This is a genomic window from Roseobacter sp. FCG-D35, from assembly GCF_033436665.1.
GTDB lineage: Bacteria > Pseudomonadota > Alphaproteobacteria > Rhodobacterales > Rhodobacteraceae > JAWQFO01.
The window spans coordinates 272,768-298,786 of the sequence record NZ_JAWQFO010000006.1 but is presented as its reverse complement, the minus strand read 5'-3'; the positions used below and the strand labels follow the sequence as shown (position 1 = coordinate 298,786).

Below are 26,019 nucleotides of genomic sequence, written 5' to 3'. Positions count from 1 at the left end.
GTCCCCGGTGATCGAATCCTCGATCCAGAGCAGGTTCAGCTTTTCCACCGCGCGCGCGAACTTGAGCGCATCCTGCGGCATGTAGCCCGGACCGGCGTCCACCGCGAGGCCGCAGGCGCTGCCCGGCGTCTCTTTGGCGCTGGTCACGTCCTTGTGCGGGTAGGGAAAGGAGGTGCGCGTTTGCACGTCGCCGAAAAGAAGTTGGGAAAGCGAAGTTTCCTCGTCAACTGACGTGTTGGTTCGGACGCTGCGGCCGGTTGCCGTGGAGTCGCTCGGAACGGCGGGCGGATGTGGATAGACCGAAAAGCAACCAGCATGAGCAACAAATGGCCGCCTCAAAGCACCATTTGAAATGAGGCCCGGACGTGCGAGGTTTAGGAATATGAGAGCAAAACCCGAAAACAGGATCCTGCGCGTGCTCGAGGACGAGACGCGTCACAGCATTCTGGGAGAGTGCCGGGAAGTTCATCTCCAGGCCACTGAGGTGCTGTCCCGGGCGGGTGAAGACCAGGCGATCGTGCATTTCCCCGAAAGATGCGTAATCTCGACCGTTGCCTCCTTCCGTGACGGCGCGACGATCGAGGTGGCCAATACCGGCCGGGAAGGATGCACGGGTCTTGGTCCCATTCTTGGCAGCGCGTTCCAGCTCAACTCGGACATCGTTCAAGTCAGCGGCCGTGCACTTGTCATGGATACGGAGGATTTCCTGCGCGCCAAGCAGCGCTATCCCGCATTCCGCGACGCGCTCTTTGCTGCCACGCGCGGAATGTTTCAGCAAGTCATGGTGTCTGGCGCGTGCAACGCGACGCACCCGGCCAAGCAGCGGCTGGCAAGATGGCTTCTGACGATGAGCGACCGCGCGCCGGACAGTGTCATCAATCTGACCCAGGAATTTCTCGCCGAGATCCTCGGCGTGCGCCGGGCCACCGTCAGCGAAGCATCCTCCGAGTTGAGACAGCAAAATCTCATTTCGTACTCCCGCGGTTCCGTGACCATCCTTGATCATTCGGGCCTGCACGACGTGGCGTGCGAGTGTTACGACCTCGTCGCAGACGCGTACAACCGGCTCCTGCCGATCGAAAGCCCGTAAACTTCATCCTCCAATGCCCGGTACCGTACAGACGGTCCACAGTGCTAACGATAATTGGGTGGACATTGCCGGAGCGTTTCGGCGCTCTGGAGACATTTCAATGAAAGTATTGATCGTCGAAGACAATATTGTCTTTGGACTGGACATGGTCGCAACCCTGCAGGAGCTCGGGCATAGCGCCCACGGTCCGTGTGCGACGGTGAAAACGGCACTTGACGCCTTGGTAAGTTTCGAACCCGATGTCGCGATACTGGATGTCGAGCTCAGGGACGGGGAAACGAGTGTGCCGGTCGCTTCGGCGCTGCAGAAGATGCAAATCCCTTTCATATGCGTCACGGGCTTCAGTTCGCGCTCGGCATCCAAAGCCCCGCCGTTTGCTTCGGCGCTGAAACTGGAAAAGCCGATCGAGCGTCAGGCGCTGCGGCGAGCGCTGAAGACCCTGGCCGGACAGCATTGAAGGCGAGCCAGGCTGTGCCGGAAACGGATTCCGGGATCGGCTCAGGGCTTACGGCGCATGACGCTGATGATGTTTTCCGAGCTTGCCGACCGATCAGCGGGACGACCATAGGATTGGAAGTACGCCCGATGGGTTTCCGCCTCCGCGCGCAGCCAATCCGCGAAACGATGGACCGCGTGTGAAGCCGGTCCGGGTTCGGCCAAGGCAGGATAATACGCGTCCGGCGATGGAAGGCGCGCCGGGAAGACCGAAACAAGCTCTCCGGTTTCGATTGCATTCTGTGTCGTCACCTCGTCTCCGATCGTGACCCCGTCTCCGCGCGCTGCCGCACGCAGACACAGCGAAGTGCGATTGTAGATGCGTCCCGCGGTCGGATCGAGGTCGCCTCCTCCTGCTGCTTCTCGGAATGCACGCCACCAGACGCGCGTCCGGTCACGGATGAGGTGCCGCTCGGGAATATCCGAAAGGTGTGGATCCCGCCCCAACGAAGCGAAGTAATCCGGGGCCGCCACCGGAAAAACCGTGTTGGTCAAAATCGCTTCGGGCCGCGACCCGCTCCAGTCGCCGCGCCCCCAGAAGATGGAGCATTCCCAATCGCCGGGGGGAGGTGCATTCGTGCCGACAGAAACCGAGATCGATATGCGGATATCGGGGTTCGCGGATTCAAATTTCTTCGGATCGATGATCTGCTCGAACGCTATGACGCCCTGATGTCGGATGTCTCGCAAATGGCGTCCGAGGTTTCCGGGCTGTTGACGGTGGGTTATGACGCGCCGGCGTTTCTTTCGAAACTCGCGGCGACATTGCGTGCGATGCATCCGGGGGTCACCCTCGCCTTTGTAGATGGCGACAATGAGAGCGTAAAACAGGGCCTCGTCGACGGCAAATTCGACGCGATCTACTTCGTCGAAGATGTCCCGGACCCGCGGATCGAAGCGGCGACGCTGATCTTTGCACCGACCTACTGCCTTTGCCGGAAGGATCACCCCATTGCGTTAAGTAGCGCGGCGCGGCCATGATTGAACATGGTCCTCGCTCCGTCGGGCTGCTGGACCCGTCGAGCCGGCGGCCCTCGTCGCGTTGGTTCAACACGTGTCCCCGAGCCAGTCGAGCATCGGCTCTAGAACGCGCGCGGGGTCTTCCTCGTGCGCGAGGTGTCCGAGCCCGTCGAGCGGCAGCAGTTTCGCCTGCGCCATGCGCGCGGCGGCGCGGGAAGAGATCTCCGGGCTGACGGCGCTGTCGTTCTGACCGGTGATGAAGAGGCAGGGTGCCGACAGCCCGGGCAGGGAGTCGGACAGGGCATCCACGTTCCACTGCGACATCATCTGCAAGGTGCCGTCGACATGCGCCCGGTCCGCGATGAGCCGGGCGTAGTACATGATCCCCTCGTCCGTGAGCCGCGACCCGGTGCCCTCGATCAGCCGACGCGCGCGGGCGGGCTGCGGCGCGCCGGCCGAGAAGGCCAGCGCGGTCAGCGGGTTCAGCGCCAGCGCGCGGGCGAGAAACGGGAAGAGCCAGCTCGCCACGCCCTCGAAGCGGCCAAGCGCTGCATTGATCGCAACCACCGGCGGGGCGTCACCGCCGCCGCGCCCGAGACGCTCGGCCAGTGACAGGGCCACGGCGGCCCCGGCGGAATGGCCGATCAGCGCGGCGGGCTGCCAGGCTTCGGCCTTGAGCAAGGCAAGGATGTCGTCGACCGTCGTCGGCAGGCCGCTGCGGGATTTGGTCCCGAGGCGGGTGAACCCGTGGCCGGGCAGGTCGATCGCTATGACGTGGAAGGTCTCGGCCAGGGGCGGGATCAGGTCGCGCCAGCTGTGGGTCGTCGCCCCCGCTCCGTGCAGCAGCAGGAGAGTGGGGCCTTCGCCGGTTTCCTGCACGTGCCAGCGGTGGGGGCGGCAATCGACCTCGCGCGACAGGTGGTTGAGCGGCCAGCTTGGCAGATCGCGCGCCCAGTCCACCGGTCAGCCGGACCTTGCGTCGTCGAGCGCGGCGCTGATCCGGTTCGCGTCCGCGCGCGGGAGGGCGATGTGACGGGCGCCGAGCCAGGCCGCGAGTGTCGCGCCATCCGCACCGGGCCGGCGGGCTGTGTCGATCACAACTGCCGAATGTCCCCGGAGCCGGATCGCCCGGGCGACGCGTTCGGAATCCGCCTGAGCCGGATCCCGGCCCGGGGCGCCGTCGAGCGCCACGTTGGCGCGCCCGTCGGTCAGCACGATCAGCGTGGCCGCGTACCCGCGCCCGGACCCTGCCTCGGCCAGCGTTGCGGCGGCCTGCAACCCGGCTGCCAGCGGCGTGCCGCCGCCGCCGGGAAGTTCGGCAAGGCTGCGCTTGGCCCGGACCAGCGAGCGCGTGGCGGGCATCAGGGTCTCCGCGCCGCTGCCGCGAAACGCGACCAGCGCCACGTGGTCGCGTCGCGCGTAGGCGCGCGCGAGCAGCAACTCCACGGCCCCCTTGGCCTCGGCCATGCGCGCAAGCGCGGACGAGCCGGAGGCATCGACGGCGAAGACCAGAAGCCGGTCGGAATGATCCTCGTAGCGGCGCAGCCGGATGTCCGAGGGCAGAACGATGATGCCGGTGCGCTCGGACGCGGCCCGGCGGCGCAGCGTCTGGAACGGCGCCGCGGTGCGCAGCGTGGCGACGATGTCGACCCGCGCCCGGCCATCGGGGCGTCCGGGGCGGGAGGGCAGCGGGCGGCCCTTGCGATTGCCCGTCCTGCGGTGCCCGGCGCCGCTGCCGCCGAAGGCGCGCCGCGGGCCGCGTTCCGCGAGTCGTGCGTTCAGCAGGTCCGCGGGAAGAAAGGCGGCGATGGCCGCGACGTCGATCTCGTCGGGCAGGGTGCCGCCGCCGTGGCACTCGTCGGGCGTTGGCGTGTCGGGGTCGGACCTGTCCTCCGCCGTCTCTTCGGGTTCGGGCAGGATCGTCGCACGCGGGGCCAGCACGAGTTCGGCCGCGTCCTGCAGATGCGCCGGGCCGATCCCGGTTGCGCCATCGAGGGCGGCAAACGCGCGGGTCGCGCGGAGCGCGAGGAGCGGCGCGCGAAGGCTGTCGATGCCGAGGCGGGCGGCAAGGGTGGTCAGCGTCGCGGCGTGGTCGTCGGTCGGGACGATGTTCTGCAGCCGGTGCTTCGCGGCGCGGATGTCGTCGGGCAGGGACGCCGGAAGGATCGCGTCCTGATAGGGGATGCCGTCGAGAGAGACGTGAAAGGCCAGTCGATCCGCGAGGCTGGCGGCTGTGCGCTCGTCTTCTCCGACACCTTCGTCGAGCAGAACCGCGGCAGGGCCGTCCGAACGATCGAGGTGACGGGCAAGTCCGGCGGCCATGCCGGGCGCAATGCGTTCGGCCATCGGAAGGATCAGAACCGCGGCGCGTTCGGCATAGCCCGCGCGGTGCACGAGCCTGCGTTCGGCAAGCGACCGGGTGATGTCGATGCTTGCGGTCAGGGCCGTGTCGGAAGCGCCCGGCGCGATCCGCGCGAAAGGTCCGTCGAGCAGGGTCGTGACCGCGTCCTCGAAGCCTTGACGCACCGGCCCGGCGGATGCCCGGACCGAGATGCCGCGCAGGCCTGACGGATCGACGGCGAGCGCGGCGAGAGCCCGCAGGGCGTGCGACCACCGGGCCGCACCGGTCATCCCAGGACGTCCGCGGCGGCGCGTTGCACCCGCGCGGCCGAGCCCGACTCGTCCAGCGGGTCGCGGCGCAGGCGGTGGCTCAGGGCCATCGGCGCGATGCGCGCGAGGTGTCCGGCCTCGACCACCGCCGCACCGTCATAGGCGGCAAGCGCCCGCGCGGCGCGCAGCAGGGTCAGTTCCCCGCGCAACCCGTCGGCGCCGAGCGCGAGGCTGAGTTCGGCGCACAGGGTCAGCACCGCGTCGGGCGTCTCGATGGCGTTGAGTGCAGTCTTGGCCGCGACGATGGCCTTGCGGACCCGTGTCTCCTCGGCCTGCCAGTCGTGCCGGAAGGCCTCCGGATCGCGGTCGAAGGCGGTGCGCCGGCGGATCACCTCGACCCGCTCGTCGATGTCCGTGGGCGAGGCGACCTCGACCGACAGCCCGAACCGGTCGAGCAACTGGGGGCGCAATTCGCCCTCTTCGGGGTTGCCGGAGCCGACCAGCACGAAGCGCGCGGCGTGACGGATCGACAGGCCCTCGCGTTCGACCGTGTTCACGCCGGATTGCGCGACGTCGAGCAGCAGATCGACGATGTGATCCTCGAGCAGGTTCACCTCGTCGATGTAGAGATACCCGCGGTTGGCCCGTGCCAGCAGCCCGGCCTCGAACACCTTCTCGCCGTGGGTCAGGGCCCGTTCGATGTCGAGCGCGCCGGTCACCCGGTCCTCGGTCACGCCAAGCGGCAGGTCCACGACCGGTGTCGGTCGGCTGACGATCTCGGTGCAGCGCACCCCGACCCAGTCCGGGCACTCTTCGGGGCGCGCTGAATTGACCGGGCAGCCTTTCACGACATCGATCGGCGGCAGAAGGGCCGCGAGCGAGCGCACGGCGGTCGACTTGCCGGTGCCGCGGTCGCCGAAGACCAGCACGCCGCCGATGCCCGCGTCGATGGCGGTCAGGATCATCGCGAGCTTCATGTCGTCCTGCCCGACGATGGCGGAAAAGGGAAAGGACGGGCTCATGCGGCCACCTGCGCGGGCAGCACCGGCGCCACGCCGTTCCAGATGCCGCGTTCGCCGAGAACGGCGAAGCGGGCATAGAGCTCTTCGCGGAACCAGTTGCCGTCGCGCACCGCACGGATCGCGCGCGCGTGCGGCCCGTCGGTGCGGGCAAAGTCGGCCATTGACGCGACATCGGGCCAGATCGAGAAGGTGACCTGGTGAAACAGCGGCACCTCGCCGATGCCGATCTTGAACAAAACCCGCGCGTTCGCGCCGATCATCGCGCTGATGTCCGGCACCCGTTTCCAGAATTGCAGCGCCGCCGAGGGCTTCACCGAGGCGCGGGTGAGTGCGGCGATCGGCCCGTCGATCCCTGCCTCGCTTTCCGTGAAGGGCCGGGTGCCCGACCAGCTGCCCCGTGACGAGACGGGCCTGAGAAACACCGTCCAGCATTCGCGCGCCCGGCGGGCGAAACGGGCGAAGACCGGCGCGACACGGGTCTGCGCGTGGGCGGCGGCGTCGCTGTCCCAGACGGCGAGAATGGCGTAGACGCCGGTGTTGGGAACCGGCGTAAACCCCTCACCGGTGCCGGAGCCGCAGAACTTCCAGAACGTCAGTCCCTTGACGCGGCGCATCGCCGGGCGTCCGGCCCCCATCATGGCAAAGGCCCAGACCCGGTCCCGGCCCGGTGCGAAGCGGTAAAAACTGAGGCTGACGGTTTGAATGGCGCCCCCCATCTGGCGGTTGATGTCAGGCGACACTGACACGGATTCGGAGCCCCGAGAAGGGGGCAGACGGCAATTGTAATTTTTTCTGGACAGTATACTGTTTCAAGAATGTTGACACTTGTCGATCCGGTCTCCGACGCGACGGCGCTTAAGGCGACGGCGCCGCATGCGGTCGTCATCGGCGCCGGGCTGGGAGGGCTCGCGGCGGCGATGCGTCTCGGCGCGCGGGGCTACCGGGTCACAGTGCTCGACCGGCTCGAAACACCCGGCGGGCGCGGCTCGGCGATCTGGGAGAACGGGCATCGTTTCGATCTTGGCCCCACCATCGTCACAGTGCCGCAGGTGTTCCGCGACCTCTGGAAAGCCTGCGGGCGCAGCTTCGAGCGTGATGTGGACTTGCGCGCGCTCGACCCTTTCTACGAGATCCGATGGCCCGACGGCAGCCGCTTTGCGGCGCGGCAGGACGATGACGCGATGCGGGCCGAGGTCGCGCGGCTATCGCCCGGCGATGCCGACGGATATGCACGGTTCCTGCGCGACAGCGAGAAACGCTACAGCTTCGGGTTCGAGAACCTCGGGCGGCGGCCGATGCACAGGTTTTCCGATCTGCTGAAGGTTCTGCCCACCTTCGCGGCGCTGCGGGCCGACCGGTCGGTCTATGGTCATGTGTCGCGCCGTGTGAAGGACGAGCGGCTGCGCATGGCGCTGTCTTTCCATCCGCTCTTTATCGGGGGCGATCCGTTCAACGTGACCTCGATGTACACGCTGGTCAGCCATCTCGAGAAAGCCTTTGGCGTGCATTACGCGATCGGCGGCGTCGAAGCCATTGCGCAGGCCATGGTCCGGGTGGTGACCGAGCAGGGCGGCACGGTACGGCAGGGTGTCGAGGTGGACGAGATCGAGCTGCGGAACGGACGCGCCACGGGCGTTGCCCTGAAGGACGGCGCGCGCATCGCGGCCGACCTCGTGGTATCGAACGCGGACGCCGGCTGGACCTACGATCACCTGTTGCGCAATGCTCCGCGCCGGCGCTGGACCAGCCGTCGGATGCGCCGGTCGCGCTGGTCGATGGGGCTGTTCGTCTGGTACTTCGGTACCCGCGGCACCCGGGATCTCTGGCCGGAAGTGGGGCATCACACGATCCTCAACGGGCCACGGTATCGCGGTCTGGTGCGTGACATCTTCATCAAGGGTCATCTCGCCGACGACATGAGCCTTTACTTGCATCGTCCCAGCGTCACCGATCCCGGCGTGGCGCCCGAGGGCGACGACACGTTCTACGCGCTCAGCCCGGTGCCGCATCTGGGGCATGACAGCCCGGTGGACTGGGCCGCCGCCGCCGAGCCCTATCGCGAGAAGGTGCATGCGCGGCTCGAAGCGGAGCTGTTGCCGGGGGTCACGAAACACCTGTCGGCGTCCTGCGTCTTCACGCCACAAACCTTCCGCGATCGCTATCTCAGTCCGCACGGGGCCGGGTTCTCGATCGAACCGCGTATCCTGCAAAGCGCCTGGTTCCGTCCGCACAATGTCAGCGAGGAAGCGCGCGGTCTTTTCCTCGTCGGGGCCGGGACGCATCCCGGGGCCGGCCTGCCCGGCGTCATTTCGAGCGCCGAAGTTCTGGACCGGCTGGTCCCAGACCCCGTAGAGGTGATGAGAGTATGATCGACCCGCAAGACCTTAAGCATTGCGTCGACGCGATCCGCACCGGGTCGCGGTCCTTTCACGCGGCGTCGAAGCTGCTGCCCGGGACAACCCGCGACGCGGCGCTGGCGCTTTATGCCTTCTGCCGGCTTGCGGATGATGCCGTCGACCTGCAGCGCGCCAAGTCGGACGCGGTCAGGGATTTGCAAGACCGGCTCGATCGCGCCTACGCGGGACGACCCCGGAACGCGCCGGCCGACCGCGCCTTTGCCGCCGTGATCGAGGACTACGCGATGCCCCGCGCGCTGCCGGCCGCCTTGCTGGAGGGGTTGCAATGGGACGCCGAGGAGCGCCGGTGTCAGAGCCTGTCCGATCTGCGGGCATACTCTGCGCGCGTGGCTTCGGCGGTGGGGGCGATGATGTGCGTCCTGATGCGCGTCCGCGATGCGGATGCGCTGGCGCGGGCCTGCGACCTCGGCGTCGCGATGCAGCTCACCAACATCGCGCGCGACGTGGGCGAGGATGCGCGGGAAGGGCGGCTCTACCTGCCGTCGGACTGGCTTGAAGCCGAAGGCATCGATCCCGATGCCTTCCTGCGGGACCCGGCCATGTCGCCCGCGCTGGCCCGCGTCGTGCGCAAACTTCTGCGCGAGGCCGATGCGCTTTATGTGCGATCGGAAAGCGGCATCGCGCTGCTGCCGCTGGCCTGCCGCCCGGGGATCTACGCGGCACGGCATATCTATGCGGGAATCGGCGGGGCGGTCCGGCGCAACGGGTACGATTCGGTCGCGCACCGGGCGCGCACGGGCGGGGCCGAGAAACTCGGGCTGATCTTTCTTGCGACGGTCCGGGCCGCGGCGACCTCGGTCATGCCGCGCTCGGCCCGGGTTCACGCGCAGGCGTTGCCGGAGACCGCCTTTCTGGTCGAGGCCGCCGCCGCGCCGCGGGCGCGGGCGCAAGGCCGGGCCGAGTCGCTGCTGGCCACACTCGAAGGCCTCAAGTCCCGCGACAGGCCGCGCGATGCGGCGTTGAACGGCGGGTGGCGGAAGCTAGATCACCCCGCATGATCTGGGTCACCTTCGTCATCTTCCTGCTGGCCTGTTTCGGGGCAGGCGCCACAGGCGGCCTTTTTCCGCCGGGGGATTGGTACCGCGGCCTCAACAAGCCGTCGTGGACGCCACCCGACTGGCTGTTTCCGGTGGCATGGACCACGCTTTATATCTGCATGGCCGCGGCGGGCGCGCGAGTTGCCGTTCTTCCGGGCAACGGCATCGCTCTGGCGCTCTGGGCCTTGCAGATCGCCCTCAACGCGCTCTGGACGCCGGTGTTCTTCGGGCTGAATCGGATGCGCCTCGGGCTTGTCGTGCTCGGGTTGCTCTGGGTCTCGGTCGCGGCCTGCATGGTGGCGCTCTGGCAGCTCGACACCATCGCGGGATTGCTTTTCGTGCCTTATCTCGTCTGGGTCAGCGTGGCCGGGGCCTTGAACCTCGCCGTGATCCGCCTCAACCCGCAGGAGAGTTGAGGGCGGCGTCCGGTTCGTCGAAGCGCCAGCCCGGGCGGCGCGGAACGCGCAGCGCCAGCATCGGTTTGAGCAGCGGTGAGCGGAACCGGCGCAGATCGAGCGTTTCGTGGACGCCTGTCGCGGTGGCCACTCCGATGCGGGTCTCGACGACCGACCGGCAGTAGAACGGCACATCCAGCATCGCCTGTACCTGACGCGGTGCGAAGCCTTCTGCACAGCGGGTTTCGCGCGCGATGCCCCAGAGCGTGCGCGGCAACCGGACCTTGGGCGGCAGCTTGGCCGGTCTGGCCGAACCATCGCCCCCGAGTTCGATCGCGCATTCCAGCCGCGACCCGTCGCGCCGGGCGACATCGTAGAAACAGGTCGCCCCGTCTTCGGTCGCGAAGCGGCCCCATGACCAGGTGTCGAAATCCTGCTCCAGCGCGCGGGTTCCGAAATTGGCGTCGAAGTAGCCGTGGCCCTCCCATTGCCAGCCCGGCCGCTCGAGCGCGACCTCGATCCGGCTGCTCGGGGCGAAGGGGCGCCAGACATGGGCACCATCCGGCGTCAGGGGCAATTCGGCGGATGTCACGGCATCCGGGGTGACGGTGATGCGGCCGCGCAGGCGCGAAACCAGCGGCCACGAGCTTACCTCGTCCACGTCGATCACCAGCGCGTCACCGGTCCAGCGCATCGAGGAGCCGCCGACCGTGAGCCGGTCGCGGTTTTGCCGCAGGGCCGATGCGCCGCGGTCGGTCATCGCGAACCGTCCGCCGGGCCCGTAGGTGGCGACGTTGATGCAGACGTGGTTCTCGGGACGCTTGCGACCCGACCAGGCGTACCAGGGAGAGAAGACAGAGCCTATGAAGCCGATGATGCTGATGGCTTTTCCGCCGCCGGCCCGGATGCCGTCGACGTACCACCACGCGTAGCCGTTGGGCGGGACCGCGAGGGCGAAGTTCGGTCGCTCAGAATCGTCTCGACCGCGTGCCGCCCGGAGAGCGCCGCCATCGGAACGCCCGCCCCCGGATGCGTCCCGCCCCCCGCGAGGTAAAGACCCGCGATGCGGGTCCGCGCCGTCGGACGCCTGAACGCCGCCATCAGCCCGTGCGGGCTCTGCCCGTAAAGCGATCCGAGACTCGCGGGAAACAGGGTCTCGAAACCGTGCGGCGTCGTCAGGCTGTCCGCTGCCGGCTCGGGGTCGAATCGAAGCCCGAAACCCGCCAGCGTCTGAAAGGTTCGCATTCGGCATCTGTCCGGGTCCTTCTCGGTTTCCGCGCCTTCGCTCGGCAAGGGCGGCGCATTGGCGATGATCTCGAAGCGTTCCGGCCCGGCGGGCGGGCCGGCCGCGCCGCGGTCCATCGCGCAGACGTAAAGGGTGGGGTCTTCGACGCGGCGGCCGTTTTCCAGCGCGTGAAACTCCTCTTCCGCGTCGTCGCGGAAAAAGACGTTGTGCAAGGCAAGCTCGGGCCCCGAAGGCCGGGCGGCGAAGGCCCAGACCTCGGCGGAGAGGCTTCGTCCGGCGCTTGCCGCGCCGCGCGCGACCGATCTGCAGGCGTCGCCAAGCTGCCCGGTAGGCAGGGCGCGCGGGTCACCGTTGAAGACGACAGTGTCGGCCCGCAGGCGTGTTCCGTCAGACAAGCGGACGCCGCGGACCGCGCCGCGGGTCGTCTCGATCGACGCGACGTGCGCGTTGTACTTGACTTGTGCGCCGTGCCGGCGGGCCAGATCCTCGACGGCGCGGGCCAGCTGGTGCATCCCGCCGCGGACCGTCCAGACGCCGCGGGCCTCGGATTGCCAGATCAGCGACAGCAAGGCAGGCGCGCACTGCGGCAGGCCGCCGACATAGGTCGCATAGCGCCCGAAGAGTTGCCGCAAACGCGGATCGTCGAAGCTGCGATCGAGCAACGCGTCGAGGCTGGAAAGCGGGGCCATCGCCGGGATCAGAGCGGGGCGGCGCAGGACATAGGGCACGATCCGCGCCGGATGCGGTGCGCGGGCGCGCATCATCGGGGCATCGAACCCGTCGAATAAACGGCGTGTCCGGGCGGAGAAGTCCCGGAACTGCGCCGCGGCGCGGGATCCGGCGAAATCGGCGATGGCCGCGACGTTCCTCTCTTCGTCATCGAAAAGGTCGAGCGTGCTGCCGTCGCGCCAGAAGTGCCGCGCCAGGCGATGCTGCGGCATCAAGTCGAGGTGATCTTCGAGCCGTTCGCCCAACTCCGCGAAAAGCGCGTCGAAGACCCATCGCATGGTCAGGACCGTCGGGCCGGCATCGACTGGCCCCGCGGCGGACGGCAGGGTGCGCATCTTGCCGCCGGGGGCGTCGTGCCGGTCGATGATCTGCACCTGATAGCCGGCGTGGGCCAGCCGGGCCGCACTCGTCAGGCCGCCGATGCCGGCGCCGACGACGACGGCCCGGTTCTTCGCGCCCGTTTCTGAAGCAAGGCCCGGCATACCGGGATTGTTGACTTGATCGGATGAAGTGTCCAGAATGATTTACACATGAAGTGTAAGGCAATCCAGACGGATTGGCGCTGGGAGGTCCAAGATGCAGATATCCAACCGGATCGAAACTGCCATGCTGGAGGCCTTGCACCGCGCCCAGGGTGATCTTGCCCCGCGCCGTCTGGCCGAGTCGCTGGGATACGCGATCCTGCCCGGCGGCGCACGTATCCGTCCCACCATCCTTCTGTCCGTGGCGCTGGCCTGCGGCGACGATCGTCCGGCGCTTGCGGACGCTGCGGCGGCGGCGCTCGAGCTGATGCATTGCGCCAGTCTCGTCCATGACGACCTGCCGTGCTTCGACGATGCCGACGTCAGGCGTGGAAAGCCGGCGGTACACAAGGCGTTCTCGGAGCCGCTGGCGGTTCTGGCCGGAGACAGCCTGATCGTGCTTGCGTTCGAGGTGCTGGCGCGCGCCGCGCCCGACGATCCGGCGCGCACGGCGCAACTGCTGATGTCGCTGGCACGGCGCACCGGGATGCCGCACGGGATCTGTGCGGGGCAAGGCTGGGAGAGCGAGTCGAACATCGACCTCGTGGCCTATCACCGGTCCAAGACCGCTTCGCTTTTCATTGCCGCGACCGAGATGGGGGCCATCTCGGCCGGGCATGAGCCCGAGGCGTGGTACGACCTCGGCGCGCTGATCGGCGAGGCCTTCCAGGTCGCCGACGATTTGCGCGACGCGCTGATGGACGAGACGACGCTCGGCAAGCCCGGGGGTCAGGACGACCTGCACGGCCGTCCGAACGCCGTTGCGGAATGGGGCGTGGCCGGTGCGACCGAGCGGCTGAACGATATTCTTGCCGGGGCGATTGCCTCGATCCCGTCCTGTCCGGGCGAAGCCGACCTTGCGCGGATGGTGCGCTGGCAGGCCGAGCGTATCATGCCGATGGCTGCCGCACGCTACGGATCCTGATCCGTGGCGGCAACGGACGGTCATCTCGGCCGGTTTTTGCCGTCCGCCGGCTGGTTTCAGCGCCTGATCGCCCGGGACGCCTTTCAGAACAGGTTGTCCAGATTGCCCTTTGCACGACGCATCGCGCGGCGCGAAGGAGCGGAGATCTTCGATTTGCTTCAGGGGTTTGTCGCCGCGCAGGTCCTGACCGCGCTGGTCGAGCTCGATCTGCTCGACCGCCTGCTCGAGGGGCCGATGACCGGCGAACAGGCGGCGCGATTGAGTTCCGTCCCGACCGAGCGGATGAGCCGGCTTCTGAATGCGGGCGTGGCGCTGGGGTTGTTGAAGCGCACGAAGGCCAGGCGGTACGCCCTGACGATGCGCGGTGCCGTGGTCCCCGGCGTTCCCGGACTGCAGGAGATGATCCGCCACAACCTGGTGCTTTACCGGGACCTGGCCGATCCCGTGGCGCTTCTGCGCGGCGACGCCGATACGGAGATGCGGCGTTTCTGGCCCTACGTCTTCGGCCAGTCGGGCGACGTGCCGGATGCGGTCGCAGAGCGCTATTCGTCTCTCATGGCGGACTCTCAGGCGCTGGTCGCCGAGGACACGGTGCGCGCGGTCGGCACGCTAAACGCGCGGGTCTGGCTCGACGTCGGTGGAGGCGCCGGGGCGTTCCTGTCGCGCGTGCTCAGGGAAGATGCGCGGATCGAAGCGATTCTCTTCGATCTTCCGGGCGTGATGCCGTCTGCCGAGACGTTTCTGACCCGCGCGGGCCTGCGGAGCCGTGTGCGCCTTCAGCCGGGAAACTTCCGCGAGGACCCGTTGCCCGACGGAGCCGACGTGATCTCGCTGGTCCGTGTGCTGTACGATCACTCCGACGACACGGTCCGCGACCTTCTCGCGCGGGTCTTCGCGGCTCTGCCGCGTGGTGGGCGGCTGGTGATCTCCGAGCCGATGTCGGGCGGCGAACGTCCCGATCCGGCCTGCGACGTCTATTTTGCCTTCTACACCATGGCGATGGGAAGCGGCACGCTGCGCGCTCAGACCCGCATTGCCGCCATGTGTGGCGAGGCGGGCTTTGCGGATATCCGCATGCCGCGGCCTGTGCGGTCCTACGTCACCAGCGTTGTGCAATGCACAAAGCCGCGGCGCTGACGCGCAATCAATGTAAAGAAAACTTGACACATTAAGGTGTCTTGATAGTCTGACAAAAGTCGCGCCGCGTGACCATCGATCTCTCGATGGCCCCGGGGATGGGGGGAGGCGAACATGGACACCCAAGCCGTCGTTCTGAAAGGACCCGAAGACCTCGGTACCGTGTCGACTGGCCTGAAGTTGCCCGGGTGCGACGAGCTGGTCATCGACATCGCGTATTCCGGCATCTCCACCGGAACCGAAAAGCTGTTCTGGTCGGGAGAGATGCCACCGTTCCCGGGGATGGGCTACCCGCTCGTGCCGGGATACGAGGCGGCAGGAGAGGTCGTCGAGGCAGCCTCGGACAGCGGCTACCGGCCCGGGGACCACGTCTTCGTGCCCGGCGCTGACTGTTTTCAGGATGCTTTCGGCCTGTTCGGCGGCTCGGCCGCCCGCCTGGTCACCAAGGCGGATCGCGTGATCCGCATCGACCGGGGTCTCGGGGCCGACGGTGCCCTGCTGGCCCTGGCGGCGACCGCGCGTCACGCGATGGCCGGGTTGGGCCATGCGCTGCCCGAGCTGATCGTGGGGCATGGCGTGTTGGGAAGGCTCCTGGCGCGGCTGACCATCGCTGCTGGTGGACCGCCGCCGGTGGTCTGGGAGACCTGCCCGGATCGTCGCGCGGGTGCGAAAGGCTACGAGGTGATCGCCCCGGACGCCGATCCCAGGCGTGACTACACTTGCATCTACGACGCCTCCGGCAATGCCGAGGTGCTCGATACCCTGATCGGCCGGCTGGCCCGGGGCGGCGAGGTGGTGCTGGCCGGGTTCTACCCCGGCGGCGTGCGCTTTGCCTTTCCGCCGGCCTTCATGCGCGAGGCGCGTCTGCGCGTCGCGGCGGAATGGACGCGCGACGACCTGCAGGCGGTGCGCGCGCTAGTCGAAGGCGGGACGCTCTCGCTGGGCGGGCTGATCACGCATCGCGCCGATCCCGAGGATGCGCCCGCAGCTTATCGCACGGCCTTCGACGACCCGGCCTGCCTGAAAATGATACTCAACTGGAAGGACGCAGCGTGAAGGACGATGTACCGAATCTGAAGGACTTCGACCAACGTCTGCGCGACGAGGCGCACGAGGATCTCGCCGACATCGCGCGCGAGGAACCGACCAGCAAGACGCAGATCATCGCGATCTACGGCAAGGGCGGGATCGGCAAGAGCTTCACGCTGGCCAATCTCAGCCACATGATGGCCGAGCAGGGCAAGCGCGTGCTGCTGATCGGCTGCGATCCGAAATCCGACACAACCTCGCTGCTCTTCGGCGGCAAGGCCTGCCCGACGATCATCGAGACCTCGACGCGCAAGACCCTTGCGGGCGAGCAGGTTCAGATCGGCGACGTCTGCTTCAAGCGCGGCGGCGTCTTCGCGATGGAGCTGGGCGGGCCGGAAGTCGGGCGCGGCTGCGGCGGGCGTGGCATCATCCACGGGTTCGAGCTGCTCGAGAAGCTGGGCTTTCACGACTGGGACTTCGACTACGTGCTGCTCGATTTCCTGGGCGACGTGGTCTGCGGCGGCTTCGGCCTTCCGATCGCGCGGGACATGGCGCAGAAGGTCATCCTCGTGGCGTCGAACGATCTGCAATCGCTTTACGTGGCCAACAACGTCTGCTCGGCGGTGGAGTATTTCCGCAAGCTCGGCGGCAACGTCGGGGTGGCGGGCCTCGTGGTGAACAAGGACGACCAGTCTGGCGAGGCGCAGGCCTTTGCCGAAGCCGCCGGCGTGCCGGTGCTTGCCGCGATCCCGCAGGACGACGACCTGCGCCGCAAATCCGCCAACTACCAGATCGTCGGCACCTCCAAGAGCCAGTGGGGATCGCTGTTCGCGGGGCTCGCCGACGCGGTGTCGCTGGCGCCTCCGGTGCGGCCCAAGCCGCTCGACCAGGACGGGCTGCTGGCGCTTTTCGACGGGGCCGAGACCGGCGCGGGCTTCACGCTGGTGCCCGCGACCGATGCCGACATGCGCGGCAAGAACGCGGCCCCGAAGGCGTCGCTCGAAGTCATCTACGATGAGGCATGAAGGGCACGGCATGACCGGCGAAGTCACATACGACGACACGGCCAGGACCGAGGTCTCCGACGCCCCGATGCGCGACAGCCCGGCCCCGGAAGGAACGCCGCCCGTGGACGGGGCGGGATGCCATTCCGGCGCCGAGATGGAGAAGGCCGCGCGCATGGCCGGGCAGTCCGAACTGCTCGACCGTTATGCCAAGGACTATCCGCAGGGACCGCACGACAAGCCGCAAAGCATGTGTCCGGCCTTCGGCAGCCTGCGCGTCGGCCTGCGCATGAAGCGCGTGGCGACGGTGTTGTCGGGGTCTGCCTGTTGTGTTTACGGCCTGACTTTCGTGAGCCATTTCTACGGTGCGCGGCGGTCGGTCGGATACGTCCCGTTCAACTCCGAGACGCTGGTCACCGGCAAGCTCTTCGAGGACATCCGAGAGGCGGTCCACGAGTTGACCGATCCGGACCGCTTCGACGCCGTGGTCGTCACCAACCTTTGCGTGCCGACCGCCAGCGGCGTGCCTCTGCGGCTTTTGCCGGACGAAATCAACGGTGTGCGCATCGTCGGCATCGACGTGCCGGGCTTTGGTATCCCGACCCATGCCGAGGCCAAGGACGTGCTGGCCGGCGCGATGTTGAACTATGCCCGGCGCGAGGCCGAGGCGGGTCCGGTCGCACGGCCCGAGGCGGGCACATCGGACCGCCCGACCATCGCGCTTCTGGGCGAAATGTTCCCCGCCGATCCCCTGGTGATCGGACAACTGGTGGATGGGCTGGGACTGGCTGCTGGACCGGTCGTCCCTTGCCGCGAGTGGCGCGAGCTTTACGCCGCGCTCGACTGCGGGGCGGTGGCCGCCATCCACCCCTTCTACACCTCCGCGATCCGCGAGTTCGAGGCCGCGGGCCGCACGGTCGTGGGCAGCGCCCCCGTCGGGCATGACGGGACGGCCAACTGGCTTGCCGAGATCGGCGCGGCCTTCGACGTTTCCGCCGAGCGGGTTGCGCAGGCGCAGAACGCGATTCTGCCGGCGATCAAGGGCGCGCTTTCAGGGGCGCCGGTCAAGGGCCGGATCACGCTCAGCGGCTACGAGGGCAGCGAGTTGCATGTCGCGCGCCTGCTGATCGAAAGCGGGGCAGAGGTGCCTTATGTCGGCACCGCCTGCCCGAAAACGCCCTGGTCGGAATGGGACGCGGACTGGCTGCGGTCCCGCGGGGCAGTCGTGAAGTTCCGTGCGTCGCTCGAAGACGATTGTGCGGCGATGGAAGGAATGGAACCCGACCTCGCCATCGGCACGACCCCGGTCGTGCAAAAGGCCAAGGAGCTGGGTATCCCGGCGCTTTATTTCACCAACCTGATCTCGGCCCGTCCGCTGATGGGCCCCGCCGGGGCGGGCAGCCTCGCGCAGGTGGTCAATGCCGCGATCGCCAACCGCGGGCGTATGGACCGGATGCGCGACTTTTTCGAAAGCGTCGGCGCCGACGACACCGCCGGTATCTGGGAAGGCGCGCCGAACCTGCGGCCCGAGTTCCGGGCGACGAACCTCAAGAAGCTCGAAAAGCAGCGCCGCGCCGCGCGCGCGCAGGAGATGATCTGATGCTGATCCAGGATCATGACCGGGCCGGCGGCTACTGGGGGGCGGTCTATGCCTTCTGTGCCGTCAAGGGCCTGCAGGTCGTGATCGACGGGCCGGTGGGCTGCGAGAACCTGCCGGTGACCAGCGTGCTGCACTACACCGACGGGCTGCCGCCGCACGAACTGCCGATCGTCGTGACGGGTCTCGGCGAAGAGGAGCTGGGCCGCGACGGCACCGAAGGCGCGATGAAGCGCGCCTGGGGCACGCTCGACCCGGCGCTGCCCGCCGTGGTCGTGACCGGATCGATCGCCGAGATGATCGGCGGCGGGGTGACCCCGCAAGGTACTTCGATCCAGCGTTTTCTGCCGCGCACCATCGATGAGGACCAGTGGGAAGCCGCCGACCGGGCGATGACCTGGATCTTCACCGAGTTCGGCATGACCAAGGGCCGGATGCCGAAGGAGAAGGCGCGGCCCGAAGGTGCGAAACCGCGCGTGAACATCCTCGGGCCGATGTACGGCACGTTCAACATGCCCTCCGACCTGCACGAGATCCGGCGGCTAATCGAAGGCATCGGGGCCGAGGTCAACATGGTCATGCCGCTGGGCGCCCATCTGGCCGAGATGCGCGACCTCGTGAACGCCGACGTCAACGTCTGCCTCTACCGCGAATTCGGGCGCGGCCTCGCCGAGGTTCTGGGCAAGCCCTATCTTCAGGCGCCCGTGGGCATCGACTCGACCACGCTGTTCCTGCGCAAGCTGGGCGAATTGCTGGGTCTCGACCCGGAGCCTTTCATCGAGCGCGAGAAGCATTCCACGATCAAGCCGGTCTGGGATCTGTGGCGCAGCGTGACGCAGGATTTCTTCGCCACGGCGAGCTTCGGGATCGTGGCGAACGAGACCTACGCGCGGGGCATCCGCAAGTTCCTCGAGGACGACCTCGGCCTGCCCTGCGCCTTCGCGGTGGCCCGCACCGCCGGCAAGAAGACCAACAACGTCGAGGTGCAGGCGCTGATCGCGCGCGAGCGCCCGCTGATCCTGCTGGGGTCGGTGAACGAGAAGATGTACCTCGCCGAGCTCAAGTCGGGGCATGGGCCTATGCCCGCGTTCATCCCCGCGAGCTTCCCCGGCGCCGCGATCCGGCGCGCCACGGGAACGCCGATGATGGGCTATGCCGGCGCGACCTACCTTTTGCAGGAGGTGTGCAACGGGCTGTTCGACGCGCTGTTCCACATCCTGCCGCTCGGCGCCGAGATGGATGCCGCGGCAGCGAGCCCGACGCCGCTGCGCCGCGACTTTCCCTGGGATGCCGACGCGCAGCGCGAACTCGACCGCATCGTCGAAACCCATCCCGTACTGACCCGTATTTCCGCCGCCAAGTCGCTGCGGGACGCCGCCGAGGAAGCCGCCCTGAGAAACGGCTCGGAGCGCGTGGTCCTGGAAACCGTTCTGGCCCTGTCGTCCGGCGGGCCTCAAGTCGAAAAGGAGGACTGACCGACATGTCCGACGCCACACTGAACGCACCCGCCCGGCGCAGTCCGGGCCGACGGCGCACCGCGGAATTCCATCTCTACTTCCTTCTGATCTTCGTGCTGGCGCTGCCCTTCGCGACGATCAGCTGGGCACGACACGTGATCCGCCGCCGAAGCCTGAACCTGCACGGGCCGCTGGCCCGCGCCTGGTCCGAGGCGGACCGGATCACGCCACTGATTTTCTCGGCCTGAGCCCTTGGGTTCGGATCGAGACACCGGCTGCCCGCCCGCAAGGGCGGACAGATGCCTGAGGGACCATGAAGGCCCAAGGGACCCGGCCGCGGGGTACGCGGCGTCAGCATAACCTTCCGGAGGAAAGTTCATGGCTGATAAAACCGACCTGTCTTTCACAGGTCTTACCGACGAGCAGGCCCAGGAACTGCACTCGGTCTACATGAGCGGCCTTTGGCTGTTCGTGTTGATCGCGGTGGTCGCGCATCTTGCGACCTACATCTGGGCTCCTTGGTTCTGAGGGGGTGATCGCAAATGTCTAAGTTCTACAAGATCTGGCTCATTTTCGATCCGCGCCGCGTCTTCGTTGCGCAAGGCGTCTTCCTTTTTCTCCTCGCCGTCATGATCCACCTGGTGGTTCTTTCGAACGGCGTGAACTGGTTCGAGAACGCAGCCGCGTCTCGGGCCGCCGTGGAGTAAGATCGGAACCTTCGTCCCTGTCGCGGGCGGTTCCGGCCGCCCGCGACGACCAGACACAAAAGACGGGCCGGATCGTGATCGGAACCGGCCGCCAATTCGCGGAGACGGCACATGGCGTTGCTCAGTTTTGAACGAAAATACCGGGTCCGGGGCGGGACGCTCATCGGCGGCGACCTTTTCGATTTCTGGGTCGGGCCCTTCTACGTCGGCTTTTTCGGCGTCACGACACTCTTCTTCTCGGTGCTGGGCACGATCCTGATCCTCTGGGGTGCGGCGCATCAGGGCACCTGGAATCCCTGGCTCATCAACATCGCGCCGCCCGACCTTTCCTACGGGCTCGGGGCCGCGCCGCTCATGGAGGGCGGGCTCTGGCAGATCATCACCTTCTGCGCGACCGGCGCCTTCATCAGCTGGGCCCTGCGCGAGGTCGAGATCTGCCGCAAGCTCGGCATCGGCTACCACGTACCCTTCGCCTTCGCCTTCGCGATCCTCGCCTATGTCACCCTCGTCATCTTCCGTCCGCTGCTGATGGGTGCCTGGGGTCACGGGTTTCCCTATGGCATCTTCAGCCACCTCGACTGGGTGTCGAACACCGGCTACGCCTACCTGCATTTCCATTACAACCCCGCGCACATGCTGGCCGTGAGCCTCTTTTTCGCCACCTGCTTCGCGCTGGCGCTGCACGGCGGGCTGATCCTGAGCGCGGCCAACCCCGAAAAGGGCGAGGAGATGAAGACGCCCGATCACGAGGACACGTTCTTCCGTGATTTCATCGGCTATTCGATCGGCACGCTCGGCATTCACCGGCTTGGCTTCCTGCTGGCGATCAACGCCGTCTTCTTCTCGGCGGTCTGCATCATCATCAGCGGCCCGGTCTGGACCAAGGGCTGGCCCGAATGGTGGAACTGGTGGCTCGAACTGCCGTTCTGGCCGTCGCAGGGAGGACTCTGACCATGCCCGAGTACCAGAACATCTTTACCCAGGTTCAGGTCGAGGGGCCGCCCGAATGGGGGCTCGACAACGAGAACAACCTCTCGGCCGAGCGCATGATCAAACCCTTCTTCAGCCGCCTGGTCGGCTGGGTGGGCAACGCGCAGATCGGGCCGATCTACCTTGGCTGGACGGGGATGGTGAGCGTCGCCACCTTCATCCTCTGCCTCAACATCATCGGCTTCAACATGCTCGCGCAGGTCAACTGGTCGATCCCGGAGTTCCTGCGCCAGGGCTTCTGGCTGGCGCTTGAGCCGCCGAGCCCGGAATACGGGCTGAAGATCCCGCCGCTTCAGGATGGGGGCTGGTACATCATCGCCTCCTTCTTCCTGCTGGTCAGCGTCTGCTCTTGGTGGCTCAGGACGTACCTGCTTGCCGAGCAGCACAAGATGGGCAAGCACGTCGCCTGGGCCTTCGCCAGCGCGATCTGGCTGTTCCTCGTGCTCGGGCTCTTCCGGCCGATCCTGATGGGCTCCTGGAGCGAGGCGGTGCCCTACGGCATCTTCCCGCACCTCGACTGGACGACCGCCTTCTCGATCCGCTACGGCAACCTCTATTACAACCCGTTCCACTGCCTCTCGATCGTCTTCCTTTATGGTTCGGTCCTGCTGTTCGCGATGCACGGGGCCACGATCCTCGCCGTCACGCGCTACGGCGGCGACCGCGAACTCGAGCAGATCGTCGACCGTGGGACGGCGGCGGAACGCGCCGCGCTGTTCTGGCGCTGGACGATGGGCTTCAACGCCACGATGGAGGGCATTCACCGCTGGGCGTGGTGGTTCGCGGTGCTGACGCCGATCACCGGCGGGATCGGCATCCTGCTGACCGGCACGGTGGTCGACAACTGGTTTATCTGGGCGCAGGAGCACCATTTTGCGCCGATGTACGATGGCTCCTACGGCTACGACGGCTACGGCTCGTACGAAGCCTTCACCGGACAGGAGGGCTGACCGATGCTTCCCAACTGGTTCAACAAGTGGCACAGGGAGAACCCGACCGACATCGAGCGCCCGGCGATCATCTTCGGCACCGTCGGTGTTGCGGTGATCGCGGTGACGGCCATCGTCGTGCTCGGCTGGCCGACCGAAAGCCGGAGCCTGCAGACCGGGCCGCGCGGCACCGGCATGTCCGTCACCAAGTTCGAGGCCGTGGCGATCGCGCCCGATCGGGACATCGCGGAGTTGATCGACGACGAACCCTTCATCCCCGAGGGCGACGAGGAGCTCGCCGGTGACATCTACGAGAACGTGCAGGTGCTCGGCGATCTGACGGACGACAACTTCAACCGCCTGATGGCCGCGATCACCCGATGGGTTTCGCCGGAGGAAGGCTGCGCCTACTGCCACGGCGACGGCGGGCTGGAAACCTACGGCGAGGACAACCTCTATACCAAGGTCGTCTCGCGCCGGATGATCCAGATGACCCAGAACATCAACGAGAACTGGGACGGGCACGTCAATGCCAACAAGACGGTGGGGGTGACCTGCTTTACCTGCCACCGCGGCCAGAACGTGCCCAGCGACGTGTGGTTCAAGGTCACGCCGGTTTCCAAGGCGACCGAGGGCTGGGCATCCGTGCAGAACCGGGTGACCTCGCTGAGTTCCTACACCTCGCTACCCTCGGACGCGCTCGAGGCCTACCTGCTCGACAGCCAGTCGATCAAGGTCCACGACCTCGAATCGCGCGTCGCTGGAACGCCGGGCGACGAGGACTTCCCGACCTGGCAGCACGCGGAACGCACGTTTTCGTTGATGAATTACATCTCGAATTCGCTCGGGGTGAACTGCGTCTTCTGTCACAATTCACGCGCCTTCTACGACGGGTCCGAAGTGACGCCGCAATGGGGCACCGAGATGCTTGGCATCAGCATGGTGCAAGAGCTCAACAACGAGTACGTCGTGCCGCTGACCGAACTTCTGCCGGAAGAACGGCTGGGTCCGGTGCATGCCGATGCGCCCAAGGTTGCCTGCCGGACCTGCCACAAGGGCTACCAGCAGCCGTTGCAGGGCAGGAACGTGCTCGACAACTGGCCGGAACTCGCCACCAGCGGGTCGCCGGACTACGGAAACTGACGACGGCGGCGGCGCGGGTTTGATCCGCGCCGCGCCCCTCGCATGGCGCCTCGCGCGCCGATCCGCACCGATTGACGCGCCAGACGCCTCGCCACCGGGAAGGATGGACCGATGCAACAAGCCAGACCAGCGACACCCCTGCTCGACAAGATCGCCGGACCCGCCGATCTCAGGGCGATGAGCGACGCCGAGCTTGCGCGGCTTTCGGACGAACTGCGCGCCGAGGTGATCTCGGCGGTGTCCGAGACCGGCGGGCATCTCGGCTCGGGCCTTGGCGTCGTCGAGCTGTCGGTGGCGATCCACGCGGTCTTCAACACGCCCACCGACAAGCTGATCTGGGATGTGGGCCACCAGTGCTACCCGCACAAGATCCTCACCGGGCGCCGCGACCGCATCCGCACGCTGCGCCAGAAGGACGGGTTGAGCGGGTTCACCAAGCGCGCCGAGTCATCTTATGACCCCTTCGGGGCGGCGCACAGCTCGACCTCGATCAGCGCGGCCTTGGGTTTCACCGTCGGCCGCGACATGGGCCGGCCGACGGGCGATGCCATCGCCGTCATCGGCGACGGTGCGATCAGTGCCGGCATGGCCTACGAGGCCCTGAACAACGCAGGCTCCGAGGGCCGGCGGCTTTTCGTCATCCTCAATGACAACGAGATGAGCATCGCGCCGCCCGTCGGGGCGATGTCGCATTACCTCAGCCGCCTCAGCGCCGAGGAGCCGTTCGCCAGCATGCGCGCGCTCGCCGGCGGGCTGGAGGCGGCGATGCCACGCCCGATGCGCGACGGCGCGCGGCGCGCGCGACAGCTGGTGACCGGGATTGCCGGGTCCGGCACCTTCTTCGAGGAACTGGGTTTCGACTACATCGGTCCCATCGACGGGCATGACATGCGCCAGCTGCTGCCGGTGCTGCGGGCGGCCCGGACCCGGGCGACGCGCCCAGTGCTGATCCATTGCTGCACGGTCAAGGGCAAGGGCTATGCGCCGGCCGAAACCAGCGCCGACAAGTATCACGGCGTCGGCAAGTTCGATGTCGCCACCGGGTCGCAGGCGAAGAAATCGGGCGCCGCTCCGAGTTACACCAGCGTCTTCGGGCAGACCCTCACCGAGGCGGCGGCGCGCGACCCCGAGATCGTCGCGATCACGGCGGCAATGCCCTCGGGCACCGGCGTGAACCTGATGGCCAAACGCTTTCCGGCGCGGGTTTTCGACGTCGGCATCGCCGAGCAGCACGCGGTGACCTTCGCTGCCGGGATGGCGGCAAGCGGGCTCAAGCCCTTCTGCGCGATCTACTCGACTTTCCTGCAACGCGGGTTCGACCAGGTGGTGCATGACGTGGCCCTGCAGGGTCTGCCGGTGCGCTTCGCCATCGACCGAGCGGGGCTTGTCGGGGCCGACGGCGCGACCCATGCCGGTGCCTTCGACATCAACTACCTCTCGGCCCTGCCCGGGTTCACGGTCATGGCCGCAGCCGACGAGGCCGAGCTTCAGCGCATGGTGGTGACTGCTGCCGCCCACGATGACGGGCCGATCGCCTTCCGTTACCCGCGCGGAGCGGGTGAGGGTGTGGCGCTTTCGGACATGCTCGAGGTGCTCGAAATCGGGCGCGGGCGCGTGTTGCAGGAGGGCGAGGACCTCGCGATCCTGTCCTTCGGCGCGCATCTCGGGGTGTGCCGCGCGGCCATTGCCGAGCTGGAAGCCGAAGGTGTGACGGTGACATTGGCCGATGCGCGTTTTGCCAAGCCACTCGACAGCGACCTCGTGATGCGCCTCGCGCGCAGGCACCGCGCACTGATCACCGTCGAGCAGGGCGCGGAAGGCGGCTTCGGCTCTGCCGTGATGCACCTGCTTGCCCGCGAAGGGATGTTCGACAGTGGTCTCGCGATCCGCAACCTGTGCCTGCCGGACCGCTTCATCGACCAGGCAAGCCCGGACGAGATGTACGCGGATGCGGGCATGACCGCGCGCGATCTCATGGCGTTGGCGCGCGAGTCGCTTGGGCACCAGAGCAACGTCGTGCCCCTCAAAGCGGCAACCTGAGCGACAGAAAAGCCGCGCCGCAATCACGCGGCGCGGTTCTTCGGGTCTTAAAGGGTCAGCTTCCGCTTTCCGGACCGACCGAGGCCAGATAGGCCCAGATATTCGCGGCCTGTTCTTCCTTGCGCAGCTTGTAGGTCATCTTGCCGCGTCCCGAGCTTTCGCCGGTGTATTCCCGCAGGAAGGCGGTCGGATCCTGGGTGTAGGCCGTGAAGCTTTCCTCGTCCCAGACGAGTCCGTTTTCGCCCGCGGCCAGCATCAGGTCGGAATAGGCGAAGTCCTCGGACCCCGCTGCACGACCGATGACACCGTAGAGATTGGGGCCGACTTTGCCGCCCTTGGCGATGACCTCGTCCGGCGATTCGATCATGTGGCAGGCGGCGCATTGACGAAAGTCCTTCTCGCCCGCCTCCGCGTCGCCTTGTGCATGTGCCGGAACGGCCAGTGCGACAAGCGCAATCGCCGACAGTAACCTTGGTCCCATGTTTACCTCCTGTTCAACATTCGGACTTGCGCGGAAAGATGGTGCAAACCCTGCGCCG

Annotated in this window: 27 protein-coding genes and 1 pseudogene; 19 read left to right on the top strand and 9 right to left on the bottom strand. The window is 67.2% G+C overall.

All coding sequences use genetic code 11. The annotated features are described in order from the left end of the window. A pseudogene (locus tag R5H30_RS15685) lies at positions 1–186 on the bottom strand (hypothetical protein); the annotation flags it as partial. Positions 187–382: 196 nt separating this feature from the next. Here R5H30_RS15685 and R5H30_RS15680 point away from each other — a divergent pair. Together R5H30_RS15680 and R5H30_RS15675 are read left to right on the top strand one after the other, a co-directional pair. Next, positions 383–1,090, top strand: a complete 708-nt coding sequence (locus tag R5H30_RS15680; RefSeq protein WP_318329453.1) for a Crp/Fnr family transcriptional regulator — start codon at positions 383–385, stop codon at positions 1,088–1,090. Between the two features lie 100 nt (positions 1,091–1,190). Then, positions 1,191–1,547: a response regulator gene (locus R5H30_RS15675; RefSeq protein WP_318329452.1), complete on the top strand. Its 357-nt coding sequence runs from the start codon at positions 1,191–1,193 to the stop codon at positions 1,545–1,547. A 41-nt stretch (positions 1,548–1,588) separates the two neighbouring features. On the opposite strand, the gene R5H30_RS15670 is transcribed toward R5H30_RS15675, so the two are convergent. After that, entirely contained in the window at positions 1,589–2,275 is a 687-nt protein-coding gene (locus tag R5H30_RS15670; protein ID WP_318329451.1) for a LysR substrate-binding domain-containing protein, read from the bottom strand. On the opposite strand from R5H30_RS15670, the gene R5H30_RS15665 reads away from it, so the two are divergent. Then, positions 2,258–2,566, top strand: a complete 309-nt coding sequence (locus R5H30_RS15665) for a LysR substrate-binding domain-containing protein (protein WP_318329449.1) — start codon at positions 2,258–2,260, stop codon at positions 2,564–2,566. The two genes, R5H30_RS15670 and R5H30_RS15665, sit on opposite strands and share 18 nt — an antisense overlap. A gap of 66 nt (positions 2,567–2,632) precedes the next feature. Here R5H30_RS15665 and bchO read toward each other — a convergent pair whose 3' ends face one another. The 4 genes from bchO to crtA are packed head-to-tail and all read right to left on the bottom strand — an operon-like array spanning position 2,633 to position 6,893. After that, a complete protein-coding gene (gene bchO, locus R5H30_RS15660) occupies positions 2,633–3,505 on the bottom strand; it encodes an alpha/beta fold hydrolase BchO (protein ID WP_318329448.1) in 873 nt (290 codons plus the stop codon). A 3-nt stretch (positions 3,506–3,508) separates the two neighbouring features. Beyond that, complete coding sequence (locus R5H30_RS15655; protein WP_318329447.1) at positions 3,509–5,176, bottom strand: magnesium chelatase subunit D; 1,668 nt, start codon at positions 5,174–5,176, stop codon at positions 3,509–3,511. Continuing rightward, entirely contained in the window at positions 5,173–6,177 is a 1,005-nt protein-coding gene (gene bchI, locus R5H30_RS15650) for a magnesium chelatase ATPase subunit I (RefSeq protein ID WP_318329446.1), read from the bottom strand. Before bchI ends, R5H30_RS15655 begins: the two co-directional genes overlap by 4 nt. Then, a complete protein-coding gene (gene crtA, locus R5H30_RS15645) occupies positions 6,174–6,893 on the bottom strand; it encodes a spheroidene monooxygenase (RefSeq protein WP_318329444.1) in 720 nt (239 codons plus the stop codon). The genes bchI and crtA overlap by 4 nt, the downstream gene beginning before the upstream one ends. 102 nt (positions 6,894–6,995) lie before the next feature. Between crtA and R5H30_RS15640 the strand changes: the two genes are divergently transcribed. Genes R5H30_RS15640 through tspO form a run of 3 tightly spaced genes read left to right on the top strand, consistent with a single transcriptional unit; the run spans position 6,996 to position 10,047 of the window. Beyond that, the gene (locus R5H30_RS15640) at positions 6,996–8,546 is read left to right on the top strand and encodes a phytoene desaturase (protein WP_412105145.1); all 1,551 of its coding nucleotides are present in this window, start codon (positions 6,996–6,998) and stop codon (positions 8,544–8,546) included. Further along, a complete protein-coding gene (crtB, locus tag R5H30_RS15635) occupies positions 8,543–9,592 on the top strand; it encodes a 15-cis-phytoene synthase (RefSeq protein WP_318329441.1) in 1,050 nt (349 codons plus the stop codon). Before R5H30_RS15640 ends, crtB begins: the two co-directional genes overlap by 4 nt. Beyond that, positions 9,589–10,047 carry a tryptophan-rich sensory protein TspO gene (tspO, locus tag R5H30_RS15630; RefSeq protein WP_318329440.1) on the top strand — a complete coding sequence of 153 codons (459 nt, stop codon included), beginning with the start codon at positions 9,589–9,591 and terminating at the stop codon, positions 10,045–10,047. Before crtB ends, tspO begins: the two co-directional genes overlap by 4 nt. On the opposite strand, the gene crtC is transcribed toward tspO, so the two are convergent. Beyond that, complete coding sequence (gene crtC / locus R5H30_RS15625; RefSeq protein WP_507028653.1) at positions 10,028–10,891, bottom strand: carotenoid 1,2-hydratase; 864 nt, start codon at positions 10,889–10,891, stop codon at positions 10,028–10,030. The genes tspO and crtC overlap by 20 nt on opposite strands. After that, positions 10,888–12,483 carry a 1-hydroxycarotenoid 3,4-desaturase CrtD gene (gene crtD / locus R5H30_RS15620; RefSeq protein WP_318329439.1) on the bottom strand — a complete coding sequence of 532 codons (1,596 nt, stop codon included), beginning with the start codon at positions 12,481–12,483 and terminating at the stop codon, positions 10,888–10,890. The genes crtC and crtD overlap by 4 nt, the downstream gene beginning before the upstream one ends. 94 nt (positions 12,484–12,577) lie before the next feature. Here crtD and R5H30_RS15615 point away from each other — a divergent pair, with 94 nt between their 5' ends. The 13 genes from R5H30_RS15615 to dxs all read left to right on the top strand — a co-directional run bounded on the left by R5H30_RS15615 (position 12,578) and on the right by dxs (position 25,480). Next, positions 12,578–13,447, top strand: a complete 870-nt coding sequence (locus tag R5H30_RS15615; protein WP_318329438.1) for a polyprenyl synthetase family protein — start codon at positions 12,578–12,580, stop codon at positions 13,445–13,447. Positions 13,448–13,549: 102 nt separating this feature from the next. After that, the gene (locus R5H30_RS15610) at positions 13,550–14,584 is read left to right on the top strand and encodes a methyltransferase (RefSeq protein WP_318329437.1); all 1,035 of its coding nucleotides are present in this window, start codon (positions 13,550–13,552) and stop codon (positions 14,582–14,584) included. Positions 14,585–14,698: 114 nt separating this feature from the next. Further along, entirely contained in the window at positions 14,699–15,640 is a 942-nt protein-coding gene (bchC, locus tag R5H30_RS15605) for a chlorophyll synthesis pathway protein BchC (RefSeq protein WP_318329436.1), read from the top strand. Then, positions 15,637–16,638 carry a chlorophyllide a reductase iron protein subunit X gene (locus R5H30_RS15600; RefSeq protein WP_318329435.1) on the top strand — a complete coding sequence of 334 codons (1,002 nt, stop codon included), beginning with the start codon at positions 15,637–15,639 and terminating at the stop codon, positions 16,636–16,638. The genes bchC and R5H30_RS15600 overlap by 4 nt, the downstream gene beginning before the upstream one ends. Positions 16,639–16,648: 10 nt before the next feature. Next, positions 16,649–18,217, top strand: coding sequence for a chlorophyllide a reductase subunit Y (gene bchY / locus R5H30_RS15595; RefSeq protein ID WP_318329434.1), 1,569 nt, complete (start codon positions 16,649–16,651; stop codon positions 18,215–18,217). Then, positions 18,217–19,689 carry a chlorophyllide a reductase subunit Z gene (gene bchZ, locus R5H30_RS15590; protein WP_318329433.1) on the top strand — a complete coding sequence of 491 codons (1,473 nt, stop codon included), beginning with the start codon at positions 18,217–18,219 and terminating at the stop codon, positions 19,687–19,689. Before bchY ends, bchZ begins: the two co-directional genes overlap by 1 nt. A 5-nt stretch (positions 19,690–19,694) precedes the next feature. After that, on the top strand, positions 19,695–19,919 hold the full coding sequence (gene pufQ, locus R5H30_RS15585; protein ID WP_318329432.1) for a cytochrome PufQ: 225 nt from the start codon (positions 19,695–19,697) through the stop codon (positions 19,917–19,919). A 130-nt stretch (positions 19,920–20,049) separates the two neighbouring features. Continuing rightward, entirely contained in the window at positions 20,050–20,199 is a 150-nt protein-coding gene (gene pufB, locus R5H30_RS15580) for a light-harvesting antenna LH1, beta subunit (RefSeq protein WP_318329431.1), read from the top strand. Positions 20,200–20,213: 14 nt separating this feature from the next. Then, positions 20,214–20,378, top strand: coding sequence for a light-harvesting antenna LH1, alpha subunit (gene pufA, locus R5H30_RS15575; protein WP_318329430.1), 165 nt, complete (start codon positions 20,214–20,216; stop codon positions 20,376–20,378). A 111-nt stretch (positions 20,379–20,489) separates the two neighbouring features. Next, entirely contained in the window at positions 20,490–21,329 is an 840-nt protein-coding gene (gene pufL, locus R5H30_RS15570; RefSeq protein ID WP_318329429.1) for a photosynthetic reaction center subunit L, read from the top strand. A gap of 2 nt (positions 21,330–21,331) precedes the next feature. After that, positions 21,332–22,318 carry a photosynthetic reaction center subunit M gene (pufM, locus tag R5H30_RS15565; RefSeq protein WP_318329428.1) on the top strand — a complete coding sequence of 329 codons (987 nt, stop codon included), beginning with the start codon at positions 21,332–21,334 and terminating at the stop codon, positions 22,316–22,318. 3 nt (positions 22,319–22,321) lie between these two features. After that, positions 22,322–23,440 (top strand): photosynthetic reaction center cytochrome PufC, encoded by a 1,119-nt coding sequence (gene pufC, locus R5H30_RS15560; RefSeq protein WP_318329427.1) that lies wholly within the window; start codon positions 22,322–22,324, stop codon positions 23,438–23,440. A 111-nt stretch (positions 23,441–23,551) separates the two neighbouring features. Next, the gene (gene dxs, locus R5H30_RS15555) at positions 23,552–25,480 is read left to right on the top strand and encodes a 1-deoxy-D-xylulose-5-phosphate synthase (RefSeq protein ID WP_318329426.1); all 1,929 of its coding nucleotides are present in this window, start codon (positions 23,552–23,554) and stop codon (positions 25,478–25,480) included. 55 nt (positions 25,481–25,535) lie between these two features. Here dxs and R5H30_RS15550 read toward each other — a convergent pair whose 3' ends face one another. Then, positions 25,536–25,961, bottom strand: a complete 426-nt coding sequence (locus R5H30_RS15550) for a c-type cytochrome (protein WP_318329425.1) — start codon at positions 25,959–25,961, stop codon at positions 25,536–25,538. Positions 25,962–26,019: the final 58 nt, after the last annotated feature.

Coding starts and splice junctions, on each gene's coding strand:
- R5H30_RS15680 (WP_318329453.1), top strand. CDS start 383: ATGAGAGCAAAACCCGAAAACAGGATCCTGCGCGTGCTCGAGGACGAG.
- R5H30_RS15675 (WP_318329452.1), top strand. CDS start 1,191: ATGAAAGTATTGATCGTCGAAGACAATATTGTCTTTGGACTGGACATG.
- R5H30_RS15665 (WP_318329449.1), top strand. CDS start 2,258: ATGTCGGATGTCTCGCAAATGGCGTCCGAGGTTTCCGGGCTGTTGACG.
- R5H30_RS15655 (WP_318329447.1), bottom strand. CDS start 5,176: ATGACCGGTGCGGCCCGGTGGTCGCACGCCCTGCGGGCTCTCGCCGCG.
- bchI (WP_318329446.1), bottom strand. CDS start 6,177: ATGAGCCCGTCCTTTCCCTTTTCCGCCATCGTCGGGCAGGACGACATG.
- crtA (WP_318329444.1), bottom strand. CDS start 6,893: ATGGGGGGCGCCATTCAAACCGTCAGCCTCAGTTTTTACCGCTTCGCA.
- crtB (WP_318329441.1), top strand. CDS start 8,543: ATGATCGACCCGCAAGACCTTAAGCATTGCGTCGACGCGATCCGCACC.
- tspO (WP_318329440.1), top strand. CDS start 9,589: ATGATCTGGGTCACCTTCGTCATCTTCCTGCTGGCCTGTTTCGGGGCA.
- crtD (WP_318329439.1), bottom strand. CDS start 12,483: ATGCCGGGCCTTGCTTCAGAAACGGGCGCGAAGAACCGGGCCGTCGTC.
- R5H30_RS15615 (WP_318329438.1), top strand. CDS start 12,578: ATGCAGATATCCAACCGGATCGAAACTGCCATGCTGGAGGCCTTGCAC.
- bchC (WP_318329436.1), top strand. CDS start 14,699: ATGGACACCCAAGCCGTCGTTCTGAAAGGACCCGAAGACCTCGGTACC.
- bchY (WP_318329434.1), top strand. CDS start 16,649: ATGACCGGCGAAGTCACATACGACGACACGGCCAGGACCGAGGTCTCC.
- bchZ (WP_318329433.1), top strand. CDS start 18,217: ATGCTGATCCAGGATCATGACCGGGCCGGCGGCTACTGGGGGGCGGTC.
- pufQ (WP_318329432.1), top strand. CDS start 19,695: ATGTCCGACGCCACACTGAACGCACCCGCCCGGCGCAGTCCGGGCCGA.
- pufB (WP_318329431.1), top strand. CDS start 20,050: ATGGCTGATAAAACCGACCTGTCTTTCACAGGTCTTACCGACGAGCAG.
- pufA (WP_318329430.1), top strand. CDS start 20,214: ATGTCTAAGTTCTACAAGATCTGGCTCATTTTCGATCCGCGCCGCGTC.
- pufL (WP_318329429.1), top strand. CDS start 20,490: ATGGCGTTGCTCAGTTTTGAACGAAAATACCGGGTCCGGGGCGGGACG.
- pufM (WP_318329428.1), top strand. CDS start 21,332: ATGCCCGAGTACCAGAACATCTTTACCCAGGTTCAGGTCGAGGGGCCG.
- pufC (WP_318329427.1), top strand. CDS start 22,322: ATGCTTCCCAACTGGTTCAACAAGTGGCACAGGGAGAACCCGACCGAC.
- dxs (WP_318329426.1), top strand. CDS start 23,552: ATGCAACAAGCCAGACCAGCGACACCCCTGCTCGACAAGATCGCCGGA.
- R5H30_RS15550 (WP_318329425.1), bottom strand. CDS start 25,961: ATGGGACCAAGGTTACTGTCGGCGATTGCGCTTGTCGCACTGGCCGTT.